The organism is Oceanobacillus sp. M60, from assembly GCF_053839645.1.
The window spans coordinates 590675-608067 of sequence record NZ_JBSSNH010000001.1 but is presented as its reverse complement, the minus strand read 5'-3'; the positions used below and the strand labels follow the sequence as shown (position 1 = coordinate 608067).

The window sequence follows — 17393 nt, the reverse complement described above, 5'->3', positions numbered from 1 at the left end:
GCTGACAGTACAGGAATTCTGTCTTAAGCTTCGACTGAAATATTTGTGTGAAAGGTGTTCGGGCTCTCTTGATTTTATAAAGCGCTTGAACACCTGTCGAAAGGAATGGAATGAAAAAATGAATTCAATTGGCGTTTTTGGACTGGGAGTCATGGGAGCGAATCTTGCTTTGAATATGGCGAATAAGGGTGAAAAGGTCGCAGTCTATAATTATACACCTGATTTGACGGAAGCATTTCAAGAAAAGCATCCGCATGAGAATACAACAGCGTATTATGAGCTGACGCAGTTTATCCATTCGCTGGAAAAACCAAGAAAAATCTTTTTGATGGTAACAGCTGGAGCTGTTGTAGACTCCGTTATCAATAGTCTTCTGCCTTTGCTGGAACAGGGCGATATTATCATGGACGGAGGAAACTCTAATTTTCAGGACTCTAACCGCAGATACGGTTACTTAAAGGAAAAAGGTTTTCATTTTATCGGTGTGGGTGTTTCCGGAGGTGAAGAAGGCGCATTAAATGGTCCTTCATTAATGCCAAGCGGAGATAAAGAAGCCTATCAGCACGTCGCTCCTATCCTGGAAAAAATTGCGGCACAGGTGGATGGCAAGCCGTGCTGTTCGTATCTTGGCAAAGAAGGATCCGGTCATTACGTCAAAATGGTGCATAACGGTATCGAGTATGCTGATATGCAGCTGATTACGGAAGCCTATCAATTCCTGCGGGAAAGGTTAGGGCTCAATGTCGATGAAATTGCCGCTATTTTTGCAGAGTGGAACAAAGGCGAATTGGAAAGCTATCTGATGGAAATCACAGCTGATATTTTGACACACGTGGATGAAGAAACCAAAAAGCCGCTGGTTGATGTTATTTTAGATCAATCAGGACAAAAAGGAACCGGCAAATGGACAAGTCAAAATGCGCTGGATACGGGAGTACCTTTATCTATTATTACGGAATCTGTATTTATGCGTTTCCTGTCCAATGTGAAGGAAGAGCGCATGATGGCAGAGCAGGAATTAGCAGGGCCAAACCAATTAGCAGATGCAGCTGACAAGGATCAATGGGTCGAGCTGGTCCGACAAGCACTGTTTATGGGGAAAATCATTACCTATGCGCAAGGATTCTATCAATATAAGCAGGCATCAGAGCAGTATAACTGGGATTTGCAGCTGGATGAAATTGCGCTGATTTTCCGCGGCGGCTGCATTATCCGTGCCGGTATTTTAAATGAAATCAGTAAAGCATTTAAGGAAGACAAAGAATTATCCAACCTTCTCCTGTCTCCATATTTCAAAACAGTTTTGAATAACTATCAGGCATCGATGCGAAAAGTGGTTATCAAAGGAATGGAAACTGGATTAGCATTACCGTGCTTTAATGCTTCGCTGGTATATTATGATGGCTACCGTTCTGCCAAAAGCGGCGCCAACCTGATTCAGGCACAACGCGATTATTTTGGAGCGCATACGTATCAGCGTGTGGATAAAGCAGGTTATTTTCATACGGAGTGGTAAGCTAGGCTTTAGGCAGAAGCGTTTCGTTTTATTCTAAGCGTTCCTGACCAACTTCTTTTTCTCTAATGTATTTTTAAATTCTGAAGCAGACACGGTAAAAAATCTCTGTATCGATATTCCTTTTATTGAACAGCAGTCTGCATTTTTGTTCCGTACTGCGATTCATCCGCGGGGGCGGGAGCAGTATATGACAAACTATTAAAAGAGAGACATTTTAATAAAGTATTGCAGCGTAATCGAAATGCGCTGCAATACTTTTTTGCGTATCCGTGAAAATCGGTGCTTTTCAGGTACAGCAAAAAGGAATCATGAACGGAAGAGAAAGTCAGCTTGCTAATTAAGCTGCAATTATTTGAATATAGATGACCCATAGAAAGGTATGATATAATAAACTTGTTACTATAGTCACAAACTCTATTGGCAGCCGTTATATACAGAAATTTTAGGATGACAGATTCAATATTGTGCTAACTAGGAAGTGATTACGTGAATACACGATTACAAAAGATACTTGAGGCGCTGCGATTAGCACAGGAACCTTTAACCAGTTCGGATATAGCGTCCTTATTACAGGTCAGTTCTAAAACGATACGTAATGATATCAAAGTATTAAATGAACTTTTAAAGCCGTACGGGACACATATCGTATCTTTAAAAGGGAAAGGCTATCAGCTTACCATTCGGAATGAACGCTTATTCTATGAATTCATTCAGGAGCAAACAAATTACAAAAAAGATGATGTTCCCTCAAATCATCCAGATCGTGTCAAATATCTGATGGAGAAACTGCTGATGACCTCCGATTATATTAAAATAGATGACTTAGCAGAGCAGTTGTTTATAAGCCGCTCTACCCTGCAGCATGATTTAAAATATATCCGTGCTATACTGAAAGAGTATAAGCTGGCTTTGGAGCATAAGCCGTATCATGGGATTAAAATTATAGGCGATGAAACGCAGATCAGATACTGCATCTCTGAGTATTTGTTTAATCAACAATCTGTCTTAAAAGACAATATGGCTGACTGGTTAGGTATTTTACCTGAAGAAGAGTTAGAGATGATTAAAAACAGTGTATTGTTTAATCTGAGAAAGCATCATATTATTATTTCAGATATTAGCCTGCAAAATCTAATCACACATATTGCAATTGCTTGTAAGCGGATTCGTGAGAGTCATTCTGTTCAAATGATTCATCCTCATTTTCAAGAAATAGAGACATCAAAGGTTTTTTTAGTTGCTCAAGAAATTGCAAATGCTATTCAGGAAAAACTGTATATTTCCTTTACTGAACACGAGATTGCATACCTGGCGATTCATTTGCAAGGAACAAAGATTACCGATTCTTCGATTCATCATACAGAGGTTATTTCTGTTATTGATGATGAGATTCAAGAAATGGTCAAAGAAATGCTGAAACGGATTGATGCAGAATTTGGATTTCATTTAGCTGATGACAAAGAACTGCTGTTGGCGATGAGTCTGCACTTAAAACCAGCAATAAGCCGATATAAATTCAAGATGAATATTCGAAATCCAATGCTGGAAGAAATCAAATCGAAGTACCGATTATCTTTTGATGCAGCATTAATTGGAGCGCAAGCCGTACAAGAAAGAATGGGCATTGCAATAGATGAGAATGAAGTTGGTTACCTGGCGCTTCATATTGAGGTAGCGCAGGAAAGAAAAAAGAAGAATAAAGAAGACGTACCGGGCTGCTTAATTGTCTGTGCATCTGGCCTGGGCAGTGCTCAGCTTTTAATGTATAAACTGCAAAATGAGTTTGGGAATCAGTTAAATATTATGGGTACAACCGAATACTATAATTTATCCCAGCATTCGTTTGATAACATTGATTTTATTATCAGCACGATTCCGATTGAGAAAAAGATGCCAGTCCCTGTTATTCATATAAGCACGATTTTAGGAGAAACAGATTTAAATAAAATCAATCATTTTGTAATTCAGGGAGATGTTATTTCCAATACGTATCTGCGGGAAAAATATACGTATCTACAAAAGGGCTTTGCTGAGAAAGAAGAGGTTTTACGCTTTATCTGTGAAGCACTGGAATCTGATGGAGAAGTGGATGCGCACTATTTGGAATCGGTGCTTCAACGGGAGAGCTTTTCTCCAACGAGTTTTGGCAATATGGTTGCCATTCCTCATCCGATTGAACCGCAGACGGAGGATACATTCTGGTCAATTGTTACACTTCAAAAACCGATTCAATGGGGAGATAAGTATGTGCAATTAATTGTCCAATTAAATATCAGCAAAGATATAAAAAATGATTTAAAACAAATGTATGAGGGATTAATGGAACTGTTGGACGATAAAAATATGGTGAGAGAAATAGTGCAATGTAAGACGTATGAACAATTAATTGAGATAATCAAATAGAGTAGCACTAGAACACCCCGGGGTAAACACTGTCCGGGGTGTTTTCGTGCTATTCAAAACTTGGTGTTAGTTATTTCCTGTACCAGCGGAAAAAGAGTCTCTGTAATTGAATGCGCTTACATATTATAATTTAAGTAAGAAATTTATAAAGGTAAAAGCTAGATGAAAGGCATGAGATTGCTGTTTAAGTCCTTTATGAATTTCCTGACGATAGAAATAGAGCAAGGTGCTAAAAAATAGAATTTCATGGAGGAATGTAAAATGAAAAAAGCGTTAATTATTTGTGCAGGTGGTATGTCATCTTCTTTATTAGCAAAAAAAGCAACAGAATATCTAAAAGGAAAAGAGCATGATATTGAAGTGGATGCTGTTTCAGCGACAGAGGGCGGGAAGAAAATAGAGAATAGTGATTTTGATTTATTCTTAGTGAGTCCACAAACAAAAATGTATTATCAAAATCTGAAAAAGGCTGGCGATCGCGTTGGTAAACCAGTGGTAAATATTCCGCCTCAAGCGTATGTTCCGATTCCAATGGGGATAGAAAAATTAGGTAATTTAATTTTGCAGGAGCTGCCGGAATAATCATTCGTTATTAATAAATATTTATATTGCTTTATATCAACTATAAAGGGGGATATTCAATGAATCAGGAACAAATACAGAGCGTAGCCTTTGAAATCATTTTGCACAGCGGGTCATCGAGAACCATGATACATGAAGCCTTTGCAATGATGCGAAATAACGAATTTAAAAATGCTGCAGACAAGCTGGATGAAGCAAATGAAGAAGTATTATTAGCGCACCAGTCCCAAACGGCGTTATTGCAGCAGTATTCATCCGGAGAAACAATCAATATGGAAATTATTATGGTTCATGCACAGGATCATTTAATGACTACGATGACATTAAGAGAAGTTGCGTTAGAAATGTTATATCTATATGAAAAACTCGACAAAGATAAATGAGGGGTTTGAATATGAAAAACGATGCGAGGGCACAAATCGAACTAAATAGGAAAAAGCTAAGTATTAAATCGATGTACTTTAATCGGTATTTATTAGTTAGATATGTTTCCGCATTATTCTTTTTTACTAATTTATACTGGTTCATGTCATTGTTGATGAGTGATTCATCACTGTATTTTATCCCGTTGATATTAATGGTTGTATTGGTTATCAGTACCATCGAGCAAGTGAAAATATATGGTCATCATTCTAATATTGTCAAATATACAAAGTATTGCTTTACCATTTTACTTGTTACAAATATGCTTTTAATTGTACCGGCATGCTTTACTTCATCATTCAATCAATTATTCCCCTTTCTTGTAGCGGAAGAGAAATCTAAAATATTGGTTTTAAGTATTTTGATTGCCGGTGTATTACTGAGTACGTTGATTCTCTATCGTTTAAACAAGATTAAACATAATGAAGACAAGCATTATGAACGAATTAAAAGTTTTGAAAGGGCTGTCAATTAATAAAAAGAAATGAGGGAGTACGATGGCTTCAGAAAACGGAGAAAATAAAGTATTTGCTTTTTTGGAAAAATATTTGATGGGTCCCATGGGGAAAGTTGCATCTTTTCGTATTGTACGTGCCATTATGGCTGCAGGGATGGCTTCGATTCCGTTTGTAATTGTAGGTTCGATGTTTTTAGTGTTAAACGTATTGCCGCAGACACTTACATTTTTACAAGGCTTTTTCGATAATACATTTTTTAGAATCAGTGATTTATATATGTTAGCGAATAAAGCAACGATGGGAATATTAGCAATCTATTTCGGTCTTGTTATCGGTTACGAATATACAAAAATTTATGCCGAGGAGGAAGAGCTTAATCTAAGTCCTTTAAACGGAGCTTTACTATCTATGTTTGCCTTTTTCATCACTATTCCGGAAATCGTATTAGAAAATGGCATGATGTCTCTCGTGCATCAGATTGATGAAAATAATACAACAGTTCATGGATGGCAAATGGTTGAAGACGGTGTCAGCCGTCTAGGGGCGACAGGAATATTCACAGCAATTCTGATGTCTGTCTTAGCTGTGCAAATATACCGGCTCTGTGTGAAGAAAAATTGGGTTATCAAAATGCCTGAAGCGGTACCAGAGGGTGTATCCAGATCGTTCACTGCATTGATTCCGGCGTTTTTAGTTGCCTTTGCTGTATTGGTGGTCAATGGTATTTTAATTGCATTAGGCACGGATATATTTAAATTAGTAGCAATTCCGTTTGGATTTGTAGTGAATATTACAAACAGCTGGTTAGGTATACTGGTTATTTACTTTGTTGTGCATGCGCTTTGGATTGTAGGTATCCATGGAGCAACCATTGTATTTGGATTCTTGACACCAATCTTTCTTTCCAATATTCAATCTAATATCGATGGTGCGAACATTCCGCTGGCAGGGGAATTTAATAATGCGTTTGTAACGATTGGCGGATCTGGAGCAACATTAGGTTTATGTATATTTATTGCATTTATGGCAAAATCGAAGCAATTGAGTGTTTTAGGTAAAGCGGCACTTGCACCGGGGATTTTTAATATCAACGAACCATTAATATTTGGATTACCGATAGTTTATAATCCATTCTTAGCTATTCCGTTCTTCTTAGCTCCAATGGTATCAGCTTCCATCGGTTATTGGGCAATTAAATTAGGGTTTGTTGAATCGATTATCGCTATGATGCCTTGGCCTACTCCAGTTGGTATCAGCGGATTTATTAGTACAGGCGGAAGTTATATGGCGGCAATTGTTTCCGTGCTTTGTGCTTTTGTAGCATTTCTGATCTGGCTTCCATTCATTAAAATGTATGATAAGAAATTAGTTGATCAGGAAAAAGGGGAAGATGCGTTGATTTAATTTAGCACAAGAAATAATTTAACAAGAAATATTGTGAAGGCGTTGTCGTTATCGACTACGCCTTTCAAGTTTATCCTGCATTAGCCATTCAGCTTATATGTCTCATGTGCCATTGATTCCAAAATATAAAGCACAGGTACCTGTGTGGTAATATTTGCGTTCTCAAACCACTCTTCCGTTACATAGTAAGGGATATTGATATCTGATATTTTAGCAACCGTGGAGTGTTTGTTGTTGGTAATGCTAATAATTTTACTTCCTTCTTGTTTCATTTGATTAAGATGCGTAACTGCAAAATTTGTTTCTCCAGAGACAGATAGAGCAATGACAGTGCTATTATATCGCAGACTGGAATGGACCGGGAAAAGCGGGTCTTTAATATACATCGAAAATTTACCTAAGCTTGAAAAATACCTTGACCCATATTCGGCCAGGATCCCTGAGGTGCCTATTCCAATGAAAATAACACTATCTGCTTTACTTACCAGCTTAGCAGCTTCTTTAATGTCTTCTTCGATATCGCCCTTCAGTGTCCGATCAAAAAATTCTGTTACAGCATGCTGTGTATCCTTTAAAATTGTCTTTTTATTTTCTTCCAGATACATTTTCAGCTTTACTTTAAATTCGGAAAAACCTTCACAATTTATTTTTCTGCAAAAGCGCAGGATAGTAGCTGTGGATACATGGGTTTCATCAGCAAGCTCGCGAATGCGCATATAAGCAACCTTTTCACTATTTTTACTGATATAGTTATACAAAGAAGTCTCTAACTCATTGAATGAAGCAATCATCTCGTGTGTAAACATGATGCACACTTCTCCTTTTAATAAGAAATTAACTCTATAAACAAGTATAACACAGGTTGTTACATCCTTGTAACAAATGACTTCTCTTGTTATTAAAAACGAAATGCTTCCTTTCTATTTATATCTGATTAAATATTGGTACAATTAATATATAAGTTCAGTTTCTTCTTTAATAGAGTTAAATAGATTGAAATGTTTTTTAAAATTTTTGGAGGTGTAAAGGATGGCAAAAGGTATAAAAATTGCAACAATTGGTGGCGGATCAAGTTATACTCCGGAATTAGTAGAAGGATTTATTAAACGGTATGATGAATTTCCATTAAGTGAACTGTGGTTGGTTGATGTGGAAACAGGAAAAGAAAAGCTGGAGATTGTCGGAAACCTTGCAAAACGAATGATCAAAGAGGCTGGTCTTCCAATCGATGTACATTTAACATTGGACCGCAGAGAGGCTCTCAAGGATGCTGATTTTGTAACAACTCAATTTCGTGTCGGCGGTTTAGATGCACGTGCTAAGGATGAGCGCATTCCAGTGAAGTATGGTGTACTTGGTCAGGAAACAAATGGAGCTGGCGGACTGTTTAAAGGGTTACGTACAATTCCAGTGATTTTGGGAATCACAAAAGATATGGAAGAGCTTTGCCCGAATGCATGGCTGATCAACTTTACGAACCCGGCCGGCATGGTTACCGAAGCTGTATTACGCTACTCCAATATTGATAGAGTAGTCGGTCTATGTAATGTGCCAATTGGTATGGAGATGGGGGTCGCTAAATTATTAGATGTCGATCATTCACGAATTCGGATTGATTTTGCAGGACTGAATCATATGGTATATGGGTTAGAAGTTTATCTGGATGGAGTGAGTGTGAAGAAAGAGGTAATTGAAAAATTATCTGATCCGGAAAACTCCAGCTTTGTTAAAAATATTGATGGCATGGGCTGGGAGCCTGAATTTATTCAAGCGTTAGATGCCTTAACATGCCCATATCATATGTATTATTATAAATCGAAAGAAATGTTAGATAAAGCGATCGAAAGCTCTAAGACAGAGGGGACACGTGCTGAGGTTGTTCAGGCATTGGAAAAAGATTTATTTGAACTTTATAAAGATGAAAACCTTAGTATCAAACCACCTCAATTAGAAGAGCGAGGCGGAGCATATTATTCGGATGCAGCAGTTCGGTTGATTACATCTATCTACAATGACAAACGTGATATTCAACCAGTAAACACAATGAACCGTGGTGCCATTGCGAGTATCCCTGCTGAATCAGCGGTTGAAGTCAGCTGTGTGATTACAAAAGACGGTCCTGTTCCATTGGCAGTTGGAGATCTTCCTGTTGCTGCCCGCGGACTTGTACAGCAAATTAAGTCCTTTGAGCGTATTTCAGCAGAGGCAGCTGTGACAGGGGATTATAATAAAGCGGTACTTGCTTTAACAATTAATCCGTTAACGCCAAGTGATAAGATTGCGAAAGAAATTATTGATGAGATGATGGAGGCGCATAAAGCACATCTTCCTCAATTTTTCCAAGAAGAAGTAAGCGTGAATTAATACAGGTGCCAGGATTTGAAAGGTGAGAAAAAGTGCAGAGCAAAATGCTGCACTTTTTCTTGCATGAATGGATAAAAACAAATCTCCGCCACGTTGTAATAGTTGCGTAAAGTAAGGGGATATTCACATGATTAAATTAGTACTGACGGATATGGATGGAACGTTCTTAAATAACCGCGGTGATTTTAATAGAAATTTGTACAATGATGTAAAAAAGATAATGCGTGAAAAAGACGTTTTTTTGCTCCTGTTACGGGCAAACAATGCGAGCGTGTCGAGGAACTGTTTGGTGATGATGTAAATGATTTATGGATTTTAGGAGATAGTGCCACACGAATTAAGCACAATGGCGAATTTGTTTATGAATCATTGCTGGGCAATAAATTAGGGTTGGAAATTATCCAGCTGCTTGAGGAAATAAGTCTGGAGCATACGATTATTGCATGCACAAAAGAGGCAGCAGTCGTTAAACAGGACATTTCACAGGAAGAAGCAGCAATTGTCAGAGGGTCCTATGCGCAGGTCAGGCAGGTTGCTGATTTTAAGGAAATAACGGATGATTTTGTTAAGATAACGATTCATGACCCTTCCTTGAATTGTTTTGAAACAAGAGAAAAATTAGCACCTTTTTTTGAATCAGCTTATATTGTGGCTTCCGAAGCAGCCTGGATTGATATTGCAGATGCAAATGTTCATAAAGGAACGACTGTCGAACAGCTGCAGCGGATGTTAAATGTTTCTCCGGAAGAAACGCTTGCCTTCGGTGATGGTTATAATGATATAGAATTGATGAACAGGGCAGTATATAGTTTCGCCGTCCAAAATGCAGTACAAGAATTAAAAGATACTGCCAATTTTATCACGCGTTCTAATGAAGAGGATGCCGTGATGAGAACAATTATTCAATTATTAGCTTTGCAGGAAAGTACAAAGGTTACAGAGTAGAGGACATTTAAAGGCTGGGTTAGGCTGGACTACAATTATATAAATAGATGAGAAGGGAAAAGGGGCTGCTGTACGATCAGGTAACCGATTGTGCAACAGCCTCTTTGATTTATTTAAAATAATAGACCTTCTTTAAAGCAACGCAAATTGGGATAGCTATCAGAATGCCCAGGACACTTTGGACGATATCCCCAGGTATAGAAGCCAGTGGTGTAATCCAGTTTCCGTATAGAATGGACTCACCAATGTAATAAATAGCAATCATAAATGGAACAGAAACAATTGTCGCTGTCATGTTTAAAGCGATGCTATTTCCTTTGCGGCCTTGAAACCAGGCAATTTTACCAACGATGTAACCTTGCAGCCCGCGCGCTATAATTGTTATAGGAGTCCACAATAGCCAGCCCCCGATCATATCAAATAATCCCATTCCGATTGCTCCGGCCAAGGCACCTTTTTTTGGTCCGAATAAAATAGAGGCAATAAAAAGCATAGCTGTACCCATATGTACTAGCCCTCCATTTGCAGCAATCGGCAGTCTGAAATTTAGGAATGCGGTAGAAATAAAAATGAGTGCGATTAGCATAGAAGTAATGATTAAGTCTTGTGTTTTTTTACGTGTCATTAAATAAGCTGGTGTATTCTCCATATTTAAACCTTCCTTACTTGAATTATTTTTATTACTTTAGCAGAATATTGACCTATCTTTAAGTGTCAATTCATGAAAAAATAACAGGGTCAGTTAAACGATGAGCTGAAAACGATCATGTAATCTGAAATAAACGATCCGTTCCCGTCAATATCGCCTATTACCTTTAATGACAAGCCAATCTTCAAATGATAAAATAGAAAAAGTTTCAGTTCGTTCAAGGAGGTTCATATGAAAAAAGTTGCTGTGCTTCAAGATTTATCATCCTTTGGGAAATGCTCTTTAACTGCTGCAATCCCTGTTCTTTCCGTCATGGGTGTTCAAGCCTGCCCTTTGCCAACAGCAGTTTTATCTGCACAAACGGCTTATCCGAGTTATTTTTGGGAAGATTTCACTTCTAGAATGAACTATTTTACAGAGGAATGGGACAAGCTCGGGGAAACATTTGATGGGATATTTACTGGATTTGTAACTGGCGGAGAGCAAATTAAAAATATTTTTCATTTTTTAGATACGTTTTATACGAAAGAAACAAGGTTGCTGGTAGATCCGGTCATGGGGGATGATGGAGAAGTCTATAAGATTTTTACCGGGGGATTATTGGAGGAAATGAAAGAATTAGTGAGACATGCAGATGTGATTACACCAAATGTGACAGAATGCTGTTTATTGTCTGGATTATCTTATGAGAAGTTACATAGCTATTCAAATGGCAAGGATTATATACAAGCGTTGAAGGAAGCAGGAAATAACCTGCAGCAAGCAACGGGTGCTGAAGTCATTATTACTGGCGTGAATCCTCCGTCAATTGATTCAAAAGAGCAGTTTATCGGTAACTTGTATTTAGATAAGAATAAAACGTTTTACCATGAGATGGAGTATAACGGGAAAAGCTATTCAGGTACTGGCGATTTATTTGCTTCCGTCATGATGGGGAGCATCATGCGTGAAGATAGCCTGGAAAATGCTGTACAGCTTGCTGTCGCATTCCTCAAAGAAGCTATCCAGGATTCATCGAAAGAAAAGGTTCCTGAAATAGAAGGGATCAATTTTGAAAAATATTTGGGGATGTTGATTGAAAAAAATACGTAAGGTATTTCTTCTTCATTTGCCTACTTTATTTAAAAAAGCGGCAGGATCACTGGTGATGCTGTCTGTGATAAATTCAGGCAAAGATAACGATTCCTTTTTCAGCTTTACCTGCAAAATAAGAAATTCAAGCGCAAAAAACCCCCGAAATCCATTCGGGGGTTTTATCGTTATTACAGCTCTTCGCCATTGGTCGCAATGACATTTTTATACCAGTCAAAGCTTTTCTTTTTCTTACGGCTTAATGTGCCGTTACCTTCGTTGTCACGGTCTACATAAATATAACCGTAGCGTTTTTTCATTTCACCAGTGGATGCACTGACAATATCAATGGGGCCCCAGCTGGTATAACCGATGATGTCCACGCCATCCTCGATTGCTTCTCCCATTTCGTTAAGATGTTTTTTCAAATAATCGATGCGATAGTCGTCGGTGATAGTGCCATCTGCATTTATTTCATCCTTCGCGCCAAGGCCATTTTCTACAACAAACAATGGCTTTTGATAGCGGTCGTACAGCTGGTTAGCTGTAATGCGGAAGCCTTTTGGATCAATGGTCCAGCCCCATTCCGATTTAGAAACATATGGATTCGAAACGGAACCAAAGACATTGCCGCTTGTAGCATTTTTTAGAACTTCAGGGTCGGTACTGGTTGTCCGGCTGGAATAATAGCTAAATCCAATATAATCCACAGTGTTGTCTTTTAAGATTTGCTCATCTTCCGGTTCCATTTTGATATTCAGGTTATGATCTTTAAAGAAACGTTTCGCATAGCCCGGATATTCTCCTCGTGACTGTACATCAATAAAGAAGAAAGATTCACGGTCTTTTTCCATTGCTTTGAAAACATCATCTGGATTGCTTGTATATGGATAGAACATACCCGCAGCCAGCATACAGCCGATTTGTGCATCTGGAATAATCTCATGACATGCTTTTACCGCTTTGGCGCTTGCTACAAGCTGGTGATGGGCAGCCTGATAAAGTACTTGATCGCGGTTAGCTCCTTCTTTAAGGACGATGCCTGCTCCCATGAATGGAAGGTGCAGCAGCATATTGATTTCATTAAATGTCATCCAGTATTTTACTTTATCTTTGTATCTCTCGAAAATCGTAATCGAATATTTTTCAAATAAATCAACGAGTTTTCTGCTTTCCCAGCTGTTATACCGTTCAATCAGGGATACAGGTACATCAAAGTGTGCGATGGTTACAACGGGTTCAATATTGTGTTTACGTAACTCATCAAACAAATCATCATAAAATTGAAGACCAGCTTCATTAGGAGCTGCGTCATCTCCATTCGGGAAAATACGTGCCCATGAGATAGAGAGTCTAAATGATTTGAAGCCCATCTCTGCGAACAATGCGATATCTTCTTTATAGTTGTGATAAAAATCAATCGCTTCGTGACTAGGGTAGAAATCTTCTGGATTCGGCTTGAGATCGGTAATATGGCCTTCCATTATCCCTCTTCTTTTCTCTCCGGTAGGGAGTAAGTCAACGTTTGTCAGTCCTTTTCCATCTTCAAGATAAGCTCCTTCTACTTGGTTAGCAGCAATAGCGCCGCCCCATAGAAAACCTTCTGGAAATCGTTTGTTATTTGTCATGAAAATTCCTCCTTGCATTTTTATAAATATTCTTTTTACACTTTTGTAATAATTAATACATCTTCTTTCATTATTGTATCACCCGACACAATTTCAAGCTCATTATAAGCCTTTGTATTCGTGATGACGATAGGGGTGACGACAGAATATCCAGCCTGTTTGATTTGATTGATATCAAATTCAACCAGCAAATCTCCTGCTTTTACTGTATCCCCTTGCTTCATACGTGCTTCAAAGAATTTTCCATCTAATTCTACGGTATCCATTCCAATATGAATCAGAATTTCTGCGCCATTGTCTGTGGTCATACCGATAGCGTGATTCGTTTTAAAGAGTGTGGTAATGACCCCATTTGCCGGAGCATACATCCTGCCTTCACTTGGTTGGACCGCAACGCCTTTACCCATTGCTTCGGAAGCGAATACGTCATCAGGAACGGACGTTAATGGAATGATATCTCCATTTGCAGGGCTTAAAATATTTTCGTTTTGGACGGTAATCTCTTGATTGGTCTGCTTCACATCATCTTCAACCAATGCTTGGTCTTGAACTTCTTCTTGCATTTTTTCATCGCCGACGACCGCTTCGGTATTTTCTTTTTGATTAATACGTCCGAAGAAGTATGTTAATACGAAGGCAACGATAAATGCTACAATGATGGATACCAGCATACCCCAGAAACCGCCGTCAATCCCGTTTTCCGGATGGATAAATGTCGGGATTTTAAATACACCCAAAGGTCCTGCACTGTAAAGCGCTGCACCTGTCATAGCAATAATCGCACCACCAGCGGCAGATCCGATACAGCTCATAACAAATGGTGTTTTCAATGGCAGGGTAATCCCGTAAATCGCAGGCTCTGTTACACCAAAGAACCCGGAGATAAAGGCAGGGAAGCTGAGCCTTTTTAGTTTTTTATTCTTTGTTTTTATCCAGACAGCAAGTACTGCACCGATTTGTGCGAAGGAAGCAGCAAATGTCATCGCGATGAGCATATCAAACCCTTGCACAGCTAAGTTATTATAATAAATTGGAATAATACCCCAATGAATACCGAAAATAACTAATACTTGCCAGAACCCGCCGACAACGATACCGGCAATGACCGGGACGGCTTCATAGCCTGTTTGGATGGCATATCCAATGGATTGTGCCAGCCATGTTGCGATAGGACCAATAACAATAAATGTTAATGGAACAATGATAAGCAATGTTAAGAATGGCACGATAAACGACTTCACCACTTGCGGAATAATCGCCGCAAACCAGCGTTCTATTTTCGCCGCAAAGTAAGTGGATAAAATAATCGGTACCACGGAAGCGGTATAGCTCATTAAGATAATTGGAATTCCTAAAAAGGATACTTGTACGGGTGATTCTAAAATCGTCCCGCTGAATAATGTCATGAATGGTTCGCTTTCTCCGATTCCTGCGAGGTTCGGGTGAACAAGCGCAGCAGCAATGGCCATACCAAGGAAAGGTGTGCCGCCAAATTTTTTCATGGCTGTGTAACCTAAGAATATAGGTAAGAATGTGAAGAAGCCATCACCAATCACATTCAGTATTTGCGACGTACCACTGGTATCTTCTAACCAGCCCAGCGCGATGAACATTGAGTTAAATCCTTTGATAATACCTGTTGCCATCAGTAAAGGAAGAACTGGGATGAAGATATTCGAAATAATATCGATGAAGCTGGAGAATAACCCTTTTTTCTCGTCATCCTTAGCTTCATTGTCATCTTCTTGTTTCTCATTTTCGAACCCGCCTACAGCAACGACTGCTTTGTAAACATCCGGAACATGGTTGCCGATGACGACTTGATATTGTCCGGAACTTTCCCGGACAGTGACGACATCCTCATGATTCTCTAATGCCTTTCGATCCGCTTTTTGGGAGTCCCTTAATCGGAAACGGAGTCTTGTCACACAGTGTGTTACGCTATTTACGTTCTCTGTGCCGCCGACTAATTCAATAATCTCTTCAGCTAACTGCTCGTACTTCATCTTTTTCCCCGCTTTCTAATTTTATTTGAATGACTGATTGCAAATAAAAAACCTGAACGAATTAGAATAGACGCAAAGAGATTGCATCCTTCCATTCCGTTCAGGTTATGCCCAAAATAGGTAACATTCCTAAATTTGTATATATAATTGTTTTGTTAATTAACACCTATAATTTATCACGGGTGCTATAGGAAGTCAATAAATTTTTTAATCGTTTTCATAAACTCTGGCAAGTAAAAGATTTTTGCCTAATCAGAAGCTGATAAATCATCATCCATCTCAGGTACTTTCTGTATAGATTGCTATAGCTAAATGTGTACCATTGCAAACATGAAAGATAGATCACCGTAAATTTATTCGGAATTTCTCTTATCTATGTTTTGTTTGCAATGATACACCTTTAAAGGTTTGCATTTTAGCTTTCTCTCTGCCCCATTTAGAGTACTTCACCATTTGACGCAATTACATCTTTAAACCAATAAAACGAATCCTTGCGATATCTTTTCTTTGTTCCATTGCCTAAATCGTCTTGATCCACGTAAATAAAACCATAGCGTTTTTTCATTTCCGAGGTGCCTGATGAGATAATATCGATTGGCCCCCACATCGTGTAACCGAAAAGGTCGACTCCGTCGTTGATGGCTTCCCGCATCTGTTTAAAGTGTTCCGCGAGATATGCAATCCGGTATTCGTCATGGACCGTACCATCCTCATTTAATTTATCAAGTGCTCCAATTCCGTTTTCAAGAATAAACAATGGTTTTTCATAACGATCATATAGATGATTTAATGTGTATCGTAAGCCTTTAGGATCGATTTGCCAGCCCCAGTCACTTGCTTCTAAATGAGGGTTTTTAAGCACATTGGTCACATTGGCAGCTGTTAATTCAAGATTTTCCGCATTGGCACTGGACACCATGGACATATAATAAGAGAAACCAATAAAGTCAGCGGTATATGTTTTTAATAGCTCTAAATCATTTTCTTCCATCTTTAATTTAATATGATTATCTCGCATATATTTTTTAGCGAAAAGAGAATAATATCCTTTTGCCTGAATATCTAAATATATCAGATTTCGAAGCTGGTCATCCTCCTGCATAGCCAGAACATCTTCAGGTGCGCACGTATGGGCATACGTTGTAAAGTACGCTACCATACAGCCGATTTGATTATCGGGATTAATCTCATGCGCTATTTTTGTAGACAGGGCCGCTGCTACATACTGATGATGTAACCCCTGGAACAGCATTTCTTCATAATTCGCTTGTCCTTCATTGAGTATTCCTAATGTTTTTGGTCCTGCTTTAATACTCATATTGATTTCATTAAACGTAATCCAATATTTTACTTTTCCTTTATACCGTTTGAATAGAACCTCCGCATAATTTACATAGAGATCAACTAATTTCCTGTTATACCAGCCGCCAAATTTATCAATCAATACGATTGGCATGTCGAAATGAGAGATGGTAACTAAAGGCTCTATTCCATATTTTAAGCATTCTTCAATGACTTGGTCATAATATTGTAATGCTTCTTCATTCGGCTCAGCGTCGTCTCCATTAGGGAAAACTCTGGCCCATGAGATCGAAAGCCGAAAAACACTAAAACCCATCTCATGAAATAATGCGATATCTTCTTTATACGTGCGGTAAAAATCAATCCCTCGTCTTTTCGGATAATAGGTAGGATCTTCGTCATTTCTAGCAGCTTCAATGGTTTCTCTGTTGATTATTTTTTGTTTTGTAGGTTTGGATCTATCGATTACTTCATATTTCATGATGTCTGGAATGGTTAATGATTTTCCTCCCTCATTCCATGCACCTTCTGCTTGGCAGGCAGCGATTGCTCCGCCCCATAAAAAATCTTCTGGAAATGTATTCGTCATATCAAAAAACTCCTTTTAAATATTGTTAGAAGGGGAGAAGAATAATCACTTTC

The 17393-nt window shown here is 38.6% G+C and carries 13 protein-coding genes and 1 pseudogene; 9 read left to right on the top strand and 5 right to left on the bottom strand.

Annotated features, from left to right (window positions below):
- Positions 1-118: 118 nt before the first annotated feature.
- The 6 genes from gnd (at position 119) to celB (ending at position 6786) form a co-directional block, all read left to right on the top strand.
- Entirely contained in the window at positions 119-1516 is a 1398-nt protein-coding gene (gene gnd, locus ACW0TQ_RS02965; RefSeq protein WP_193062744.1) for a decarboxylating NADP(+)-dependent phosphogluconate dehydrogenase, read from the top strand.
- A 486-nt stretch (positions 1517-2002) separates the two neighbouring features.
- Positions 2003-3919 (top strand): BglG family transcription antiterminator, encoded by a 1917-nt coding sequence (locus tag ACW0TQ_RS02960; RefSeq protein ID WP_256705600.1) that lies wholly within the window; start codon positions 2003-2005, stop codon positions 3917-3919.
- 261 nt (positions 3920-4180) lie between these two features.
- Complete coding sequence (locus tag ACW0TQ_RS02955; protein WP_042531517.1) at positions 4181-4501, top strand: PTS cellobiose transporter subunit IIB; 321 nt, start codon at positions 4181-4183, stop codon at positions 4499-4501.
- Positions 4502-4560: 59 nt separating this feature from the next.
- Entirely contained in the window at positions 4561-4884 is a 324-nt protein-coding gene (locus ACW0TQ_RS02950) for a PTS cellobiose transporter subunit IIA (RefSeq protein ID WP_042531519.1), read from the top strand.
- 11 nt (positions 4885-4895) lie between these two features.
- Positions 4896-5399, top strand: coding sequence for a hypothetical protein (locus ACW0TQ_RS02945; RefSeq protein WP_042531521.1), 504 nt, complete (start codon positions 4896-4898; stop codon positions 5397-5399).
- A gap of 22 nt (positions 5400-5421) precedes the next feature.
- On the top strand, positions 5422-6786 hold the full coding sequence (gene celB / locus ACW0TQ_RS02940; protein ID WP_193062748.1) for a PTS cellobiose transporter subunit IIC: 1365 nt from the start codon (positions 5422-5424) through the stop codon (positions 6784-6786).
- Between the two features lie 80 nt (positions 6787-6866).
- On the opposite strand, the gene ACW0TQ_RS02935 is transcribed toward celB, so the two are convergent.
- On the bottom strand, positions 6867-7592 hold the full coding sequence (locus ACW0TQ_RS02935) for a MurR/RpiR family transcriptional regulator (protein ID WP_042531525.1): 726 nt from the start codon (positions 7590-7592) through the stop codon (positions 6867-6869).
- A 223-nt stretch (positions 7593-7815) separates the two neighbouring features.
- Here ACW0TQ_RS02935 and ACW0TQ_RS02930 point away from each other — a divergent pair, with 223 nt between their 5' ends.
- Both ACW0TQ_RS02930 and ACW0TQ_RS02925 read left to right on the top strand, forming a co-directional pair.
- Positions 7816-9150, top strand: coding sequence for a 6-phospho-beta-glucosidase (locus ACW0TQ_RS02930; protein WP_289584727.1), 1335 nt, complete (start codon positions 7816-7818; stop codon positions 9148-9150).
- Positions 9151-9277: 127 nt separating this feature from the next.
- Positions 9278-10095: pseudogene (locus ACW0TQ_RS02925) on the top strand (HAD family hydrolase).
- 109 nt (positions 10096-10204) lie between these two features.
- Here the strand turns inward: ACW0TQ_RS02925 and ACW0TQ_RS02920 are convergent.
- Positions 10205-10744, bottom strand: a complete 540-nt coding sequence (locus ACW0TQ_RS02920) for an ECF transporter S component (protein ID WP_193062754.1) — start codon at positions 10742-10744, stop codon at positions 10205-10207.
- 231 nt (positions 10745-10975) lie between these two features.
- On the opposite strand from ACW0TQ_RS02920, the gene ACW0TQ_RS02915 reads away from it, so the two are divergent.
- Positions 10976-11836, top strand: coding sequence for a pyridoxamine kinase (locus ACW0TQ_RS02915; protein ID WP_256705603.1), 861 nt, complete (start codon positions 10976-10978; stop codon positions 11834-11836).
- 170 nt (positions 11837-12006) lie between these two features.
- On the opposite strand, the gene ACW0TQ_RS02910 is transcribed toward ACW0TQ_RS02915, so the two are convergent.
- From ACW0TQ_RS02910 to ACW0TQ_RS02900, 3 genes are all read right to left on the bottom strand, one after another.
- A complete protein-coding gene (locus tag ACW0TQ_RS02910) occupies positions 12007-13443 on the bottom strand; it encodes a 6-phospho-beta-glucosidase (RefSeq protein ID WP_042531541.1) in 1437 nt (478 codons plus the stop codon).
- Between the two features lie 35 nt (positions 13444-13478).
- Positions 13479-15449 (bottom strand): beta-glucoside-specific PTS transporter subunit IIABC, encoded by a 1971-nt coding sequence (locus ACW0TQ_RS02905; RefSeq protein ID WP_341172460.1) that lies wholly within the window; start codon positions 15447-15449, stop codon positions 13479-13481.
- Positions 15450-15885: 436 nt separating this feature from the next.
- Entirely contained in the window at positions 15886-17340 is a 1455-nt protein-coding gene (locus tag ACW0TQ_RS02900; RefSeq protein WP_341172461.1) for a glycoside hydrolase family 1 protein, read from the bottom strand.
- Positions 17341-17393: the final 53 nt, after the last annotated feature.

Coding starts and splice junctions, on each gene's coding strand:
- gnd (WP_193062744.1), top strand. CDS start 119: ATGAATTCAATTGGCGTTTTTGGACTGGGAGTCATGGGAGCGAATCTT.
- ACW0TQ_RS02955 (WP_042531517.1), top strand. CDS start 4,181: ATGAAAAAAGCGTTAATTATTTGTGCAGGTGGTATGTCATCTTCTTTA.
- ACW0TQ_RS02950 (WP_042531519.1), top strand. CDS start 4,561: ATGAATCAGGAACAAATACAGAGCGTAGCCTTTGAAATCATTTTGCAC.
- ACW0TQ_RS02945 (WP_042531521.1), top strand. CDS start 4,896: ATGAAAAACGATGCGAGGGCACAAATCGAACTAAATAGGAAAAAGCTA.
- celB (WP_193062748.1), top strand. CDS start 5,422: ATGGCTTCAGAAAACGGAGAAAATAAAGTATTTGCTTTTTTGGAAAAA.
- ACW0TQ_RS02935 (WP_042531525.1), bottom strand. CDS start 7,592: ATGTTTACACACGAGATGATTGCTTCATTCAATGAGTTAGAGACTTCT.
- ACW0TQ_RS02930 (WP_289584727.1), top strand. CDS start 7,816: ATGGCAAAAGGTATAAAAATTGCAACAATTGGTGGCGGATCAAGTTAT.
- ACW0TQ_RS02920 (WP_193062754.1), bottom strand. CDS start 10,744: ATGGAGAATACACCAGCTTATTTAATGACACGTAAAAAAACACAAGAC.
- ACW0TQ_RS02915 (WP_256705603.1), top strand. CDS start 10,976: ATGAAAAAAGTTGCTGTGCTTCAAGATTTATCATCCTTTGGGAAATGC.
- ACW0TQ_RS02910 (WP_042531541.1), bottom strand. CDS start 13,443: ATGACAAATAACAAACGATTTCCAGAAGGTTTTCTATGGGGCGGCGCT.
- ACW0TQ_RS02905 (WP_341172460.1), bottom strand. CDS start 15,449: ATGAAGTACGAGCAGTTAGCTGAAGAGATTATTGAATTAGTCGGCGGC.
- ACW0TQ_RS02900 (WP_341172461.1), bottom strand. CDS start 17,340: ATGACGAATACATTTCCAGAAGATTTTTTATGGGGCGGAGCAATCGCT.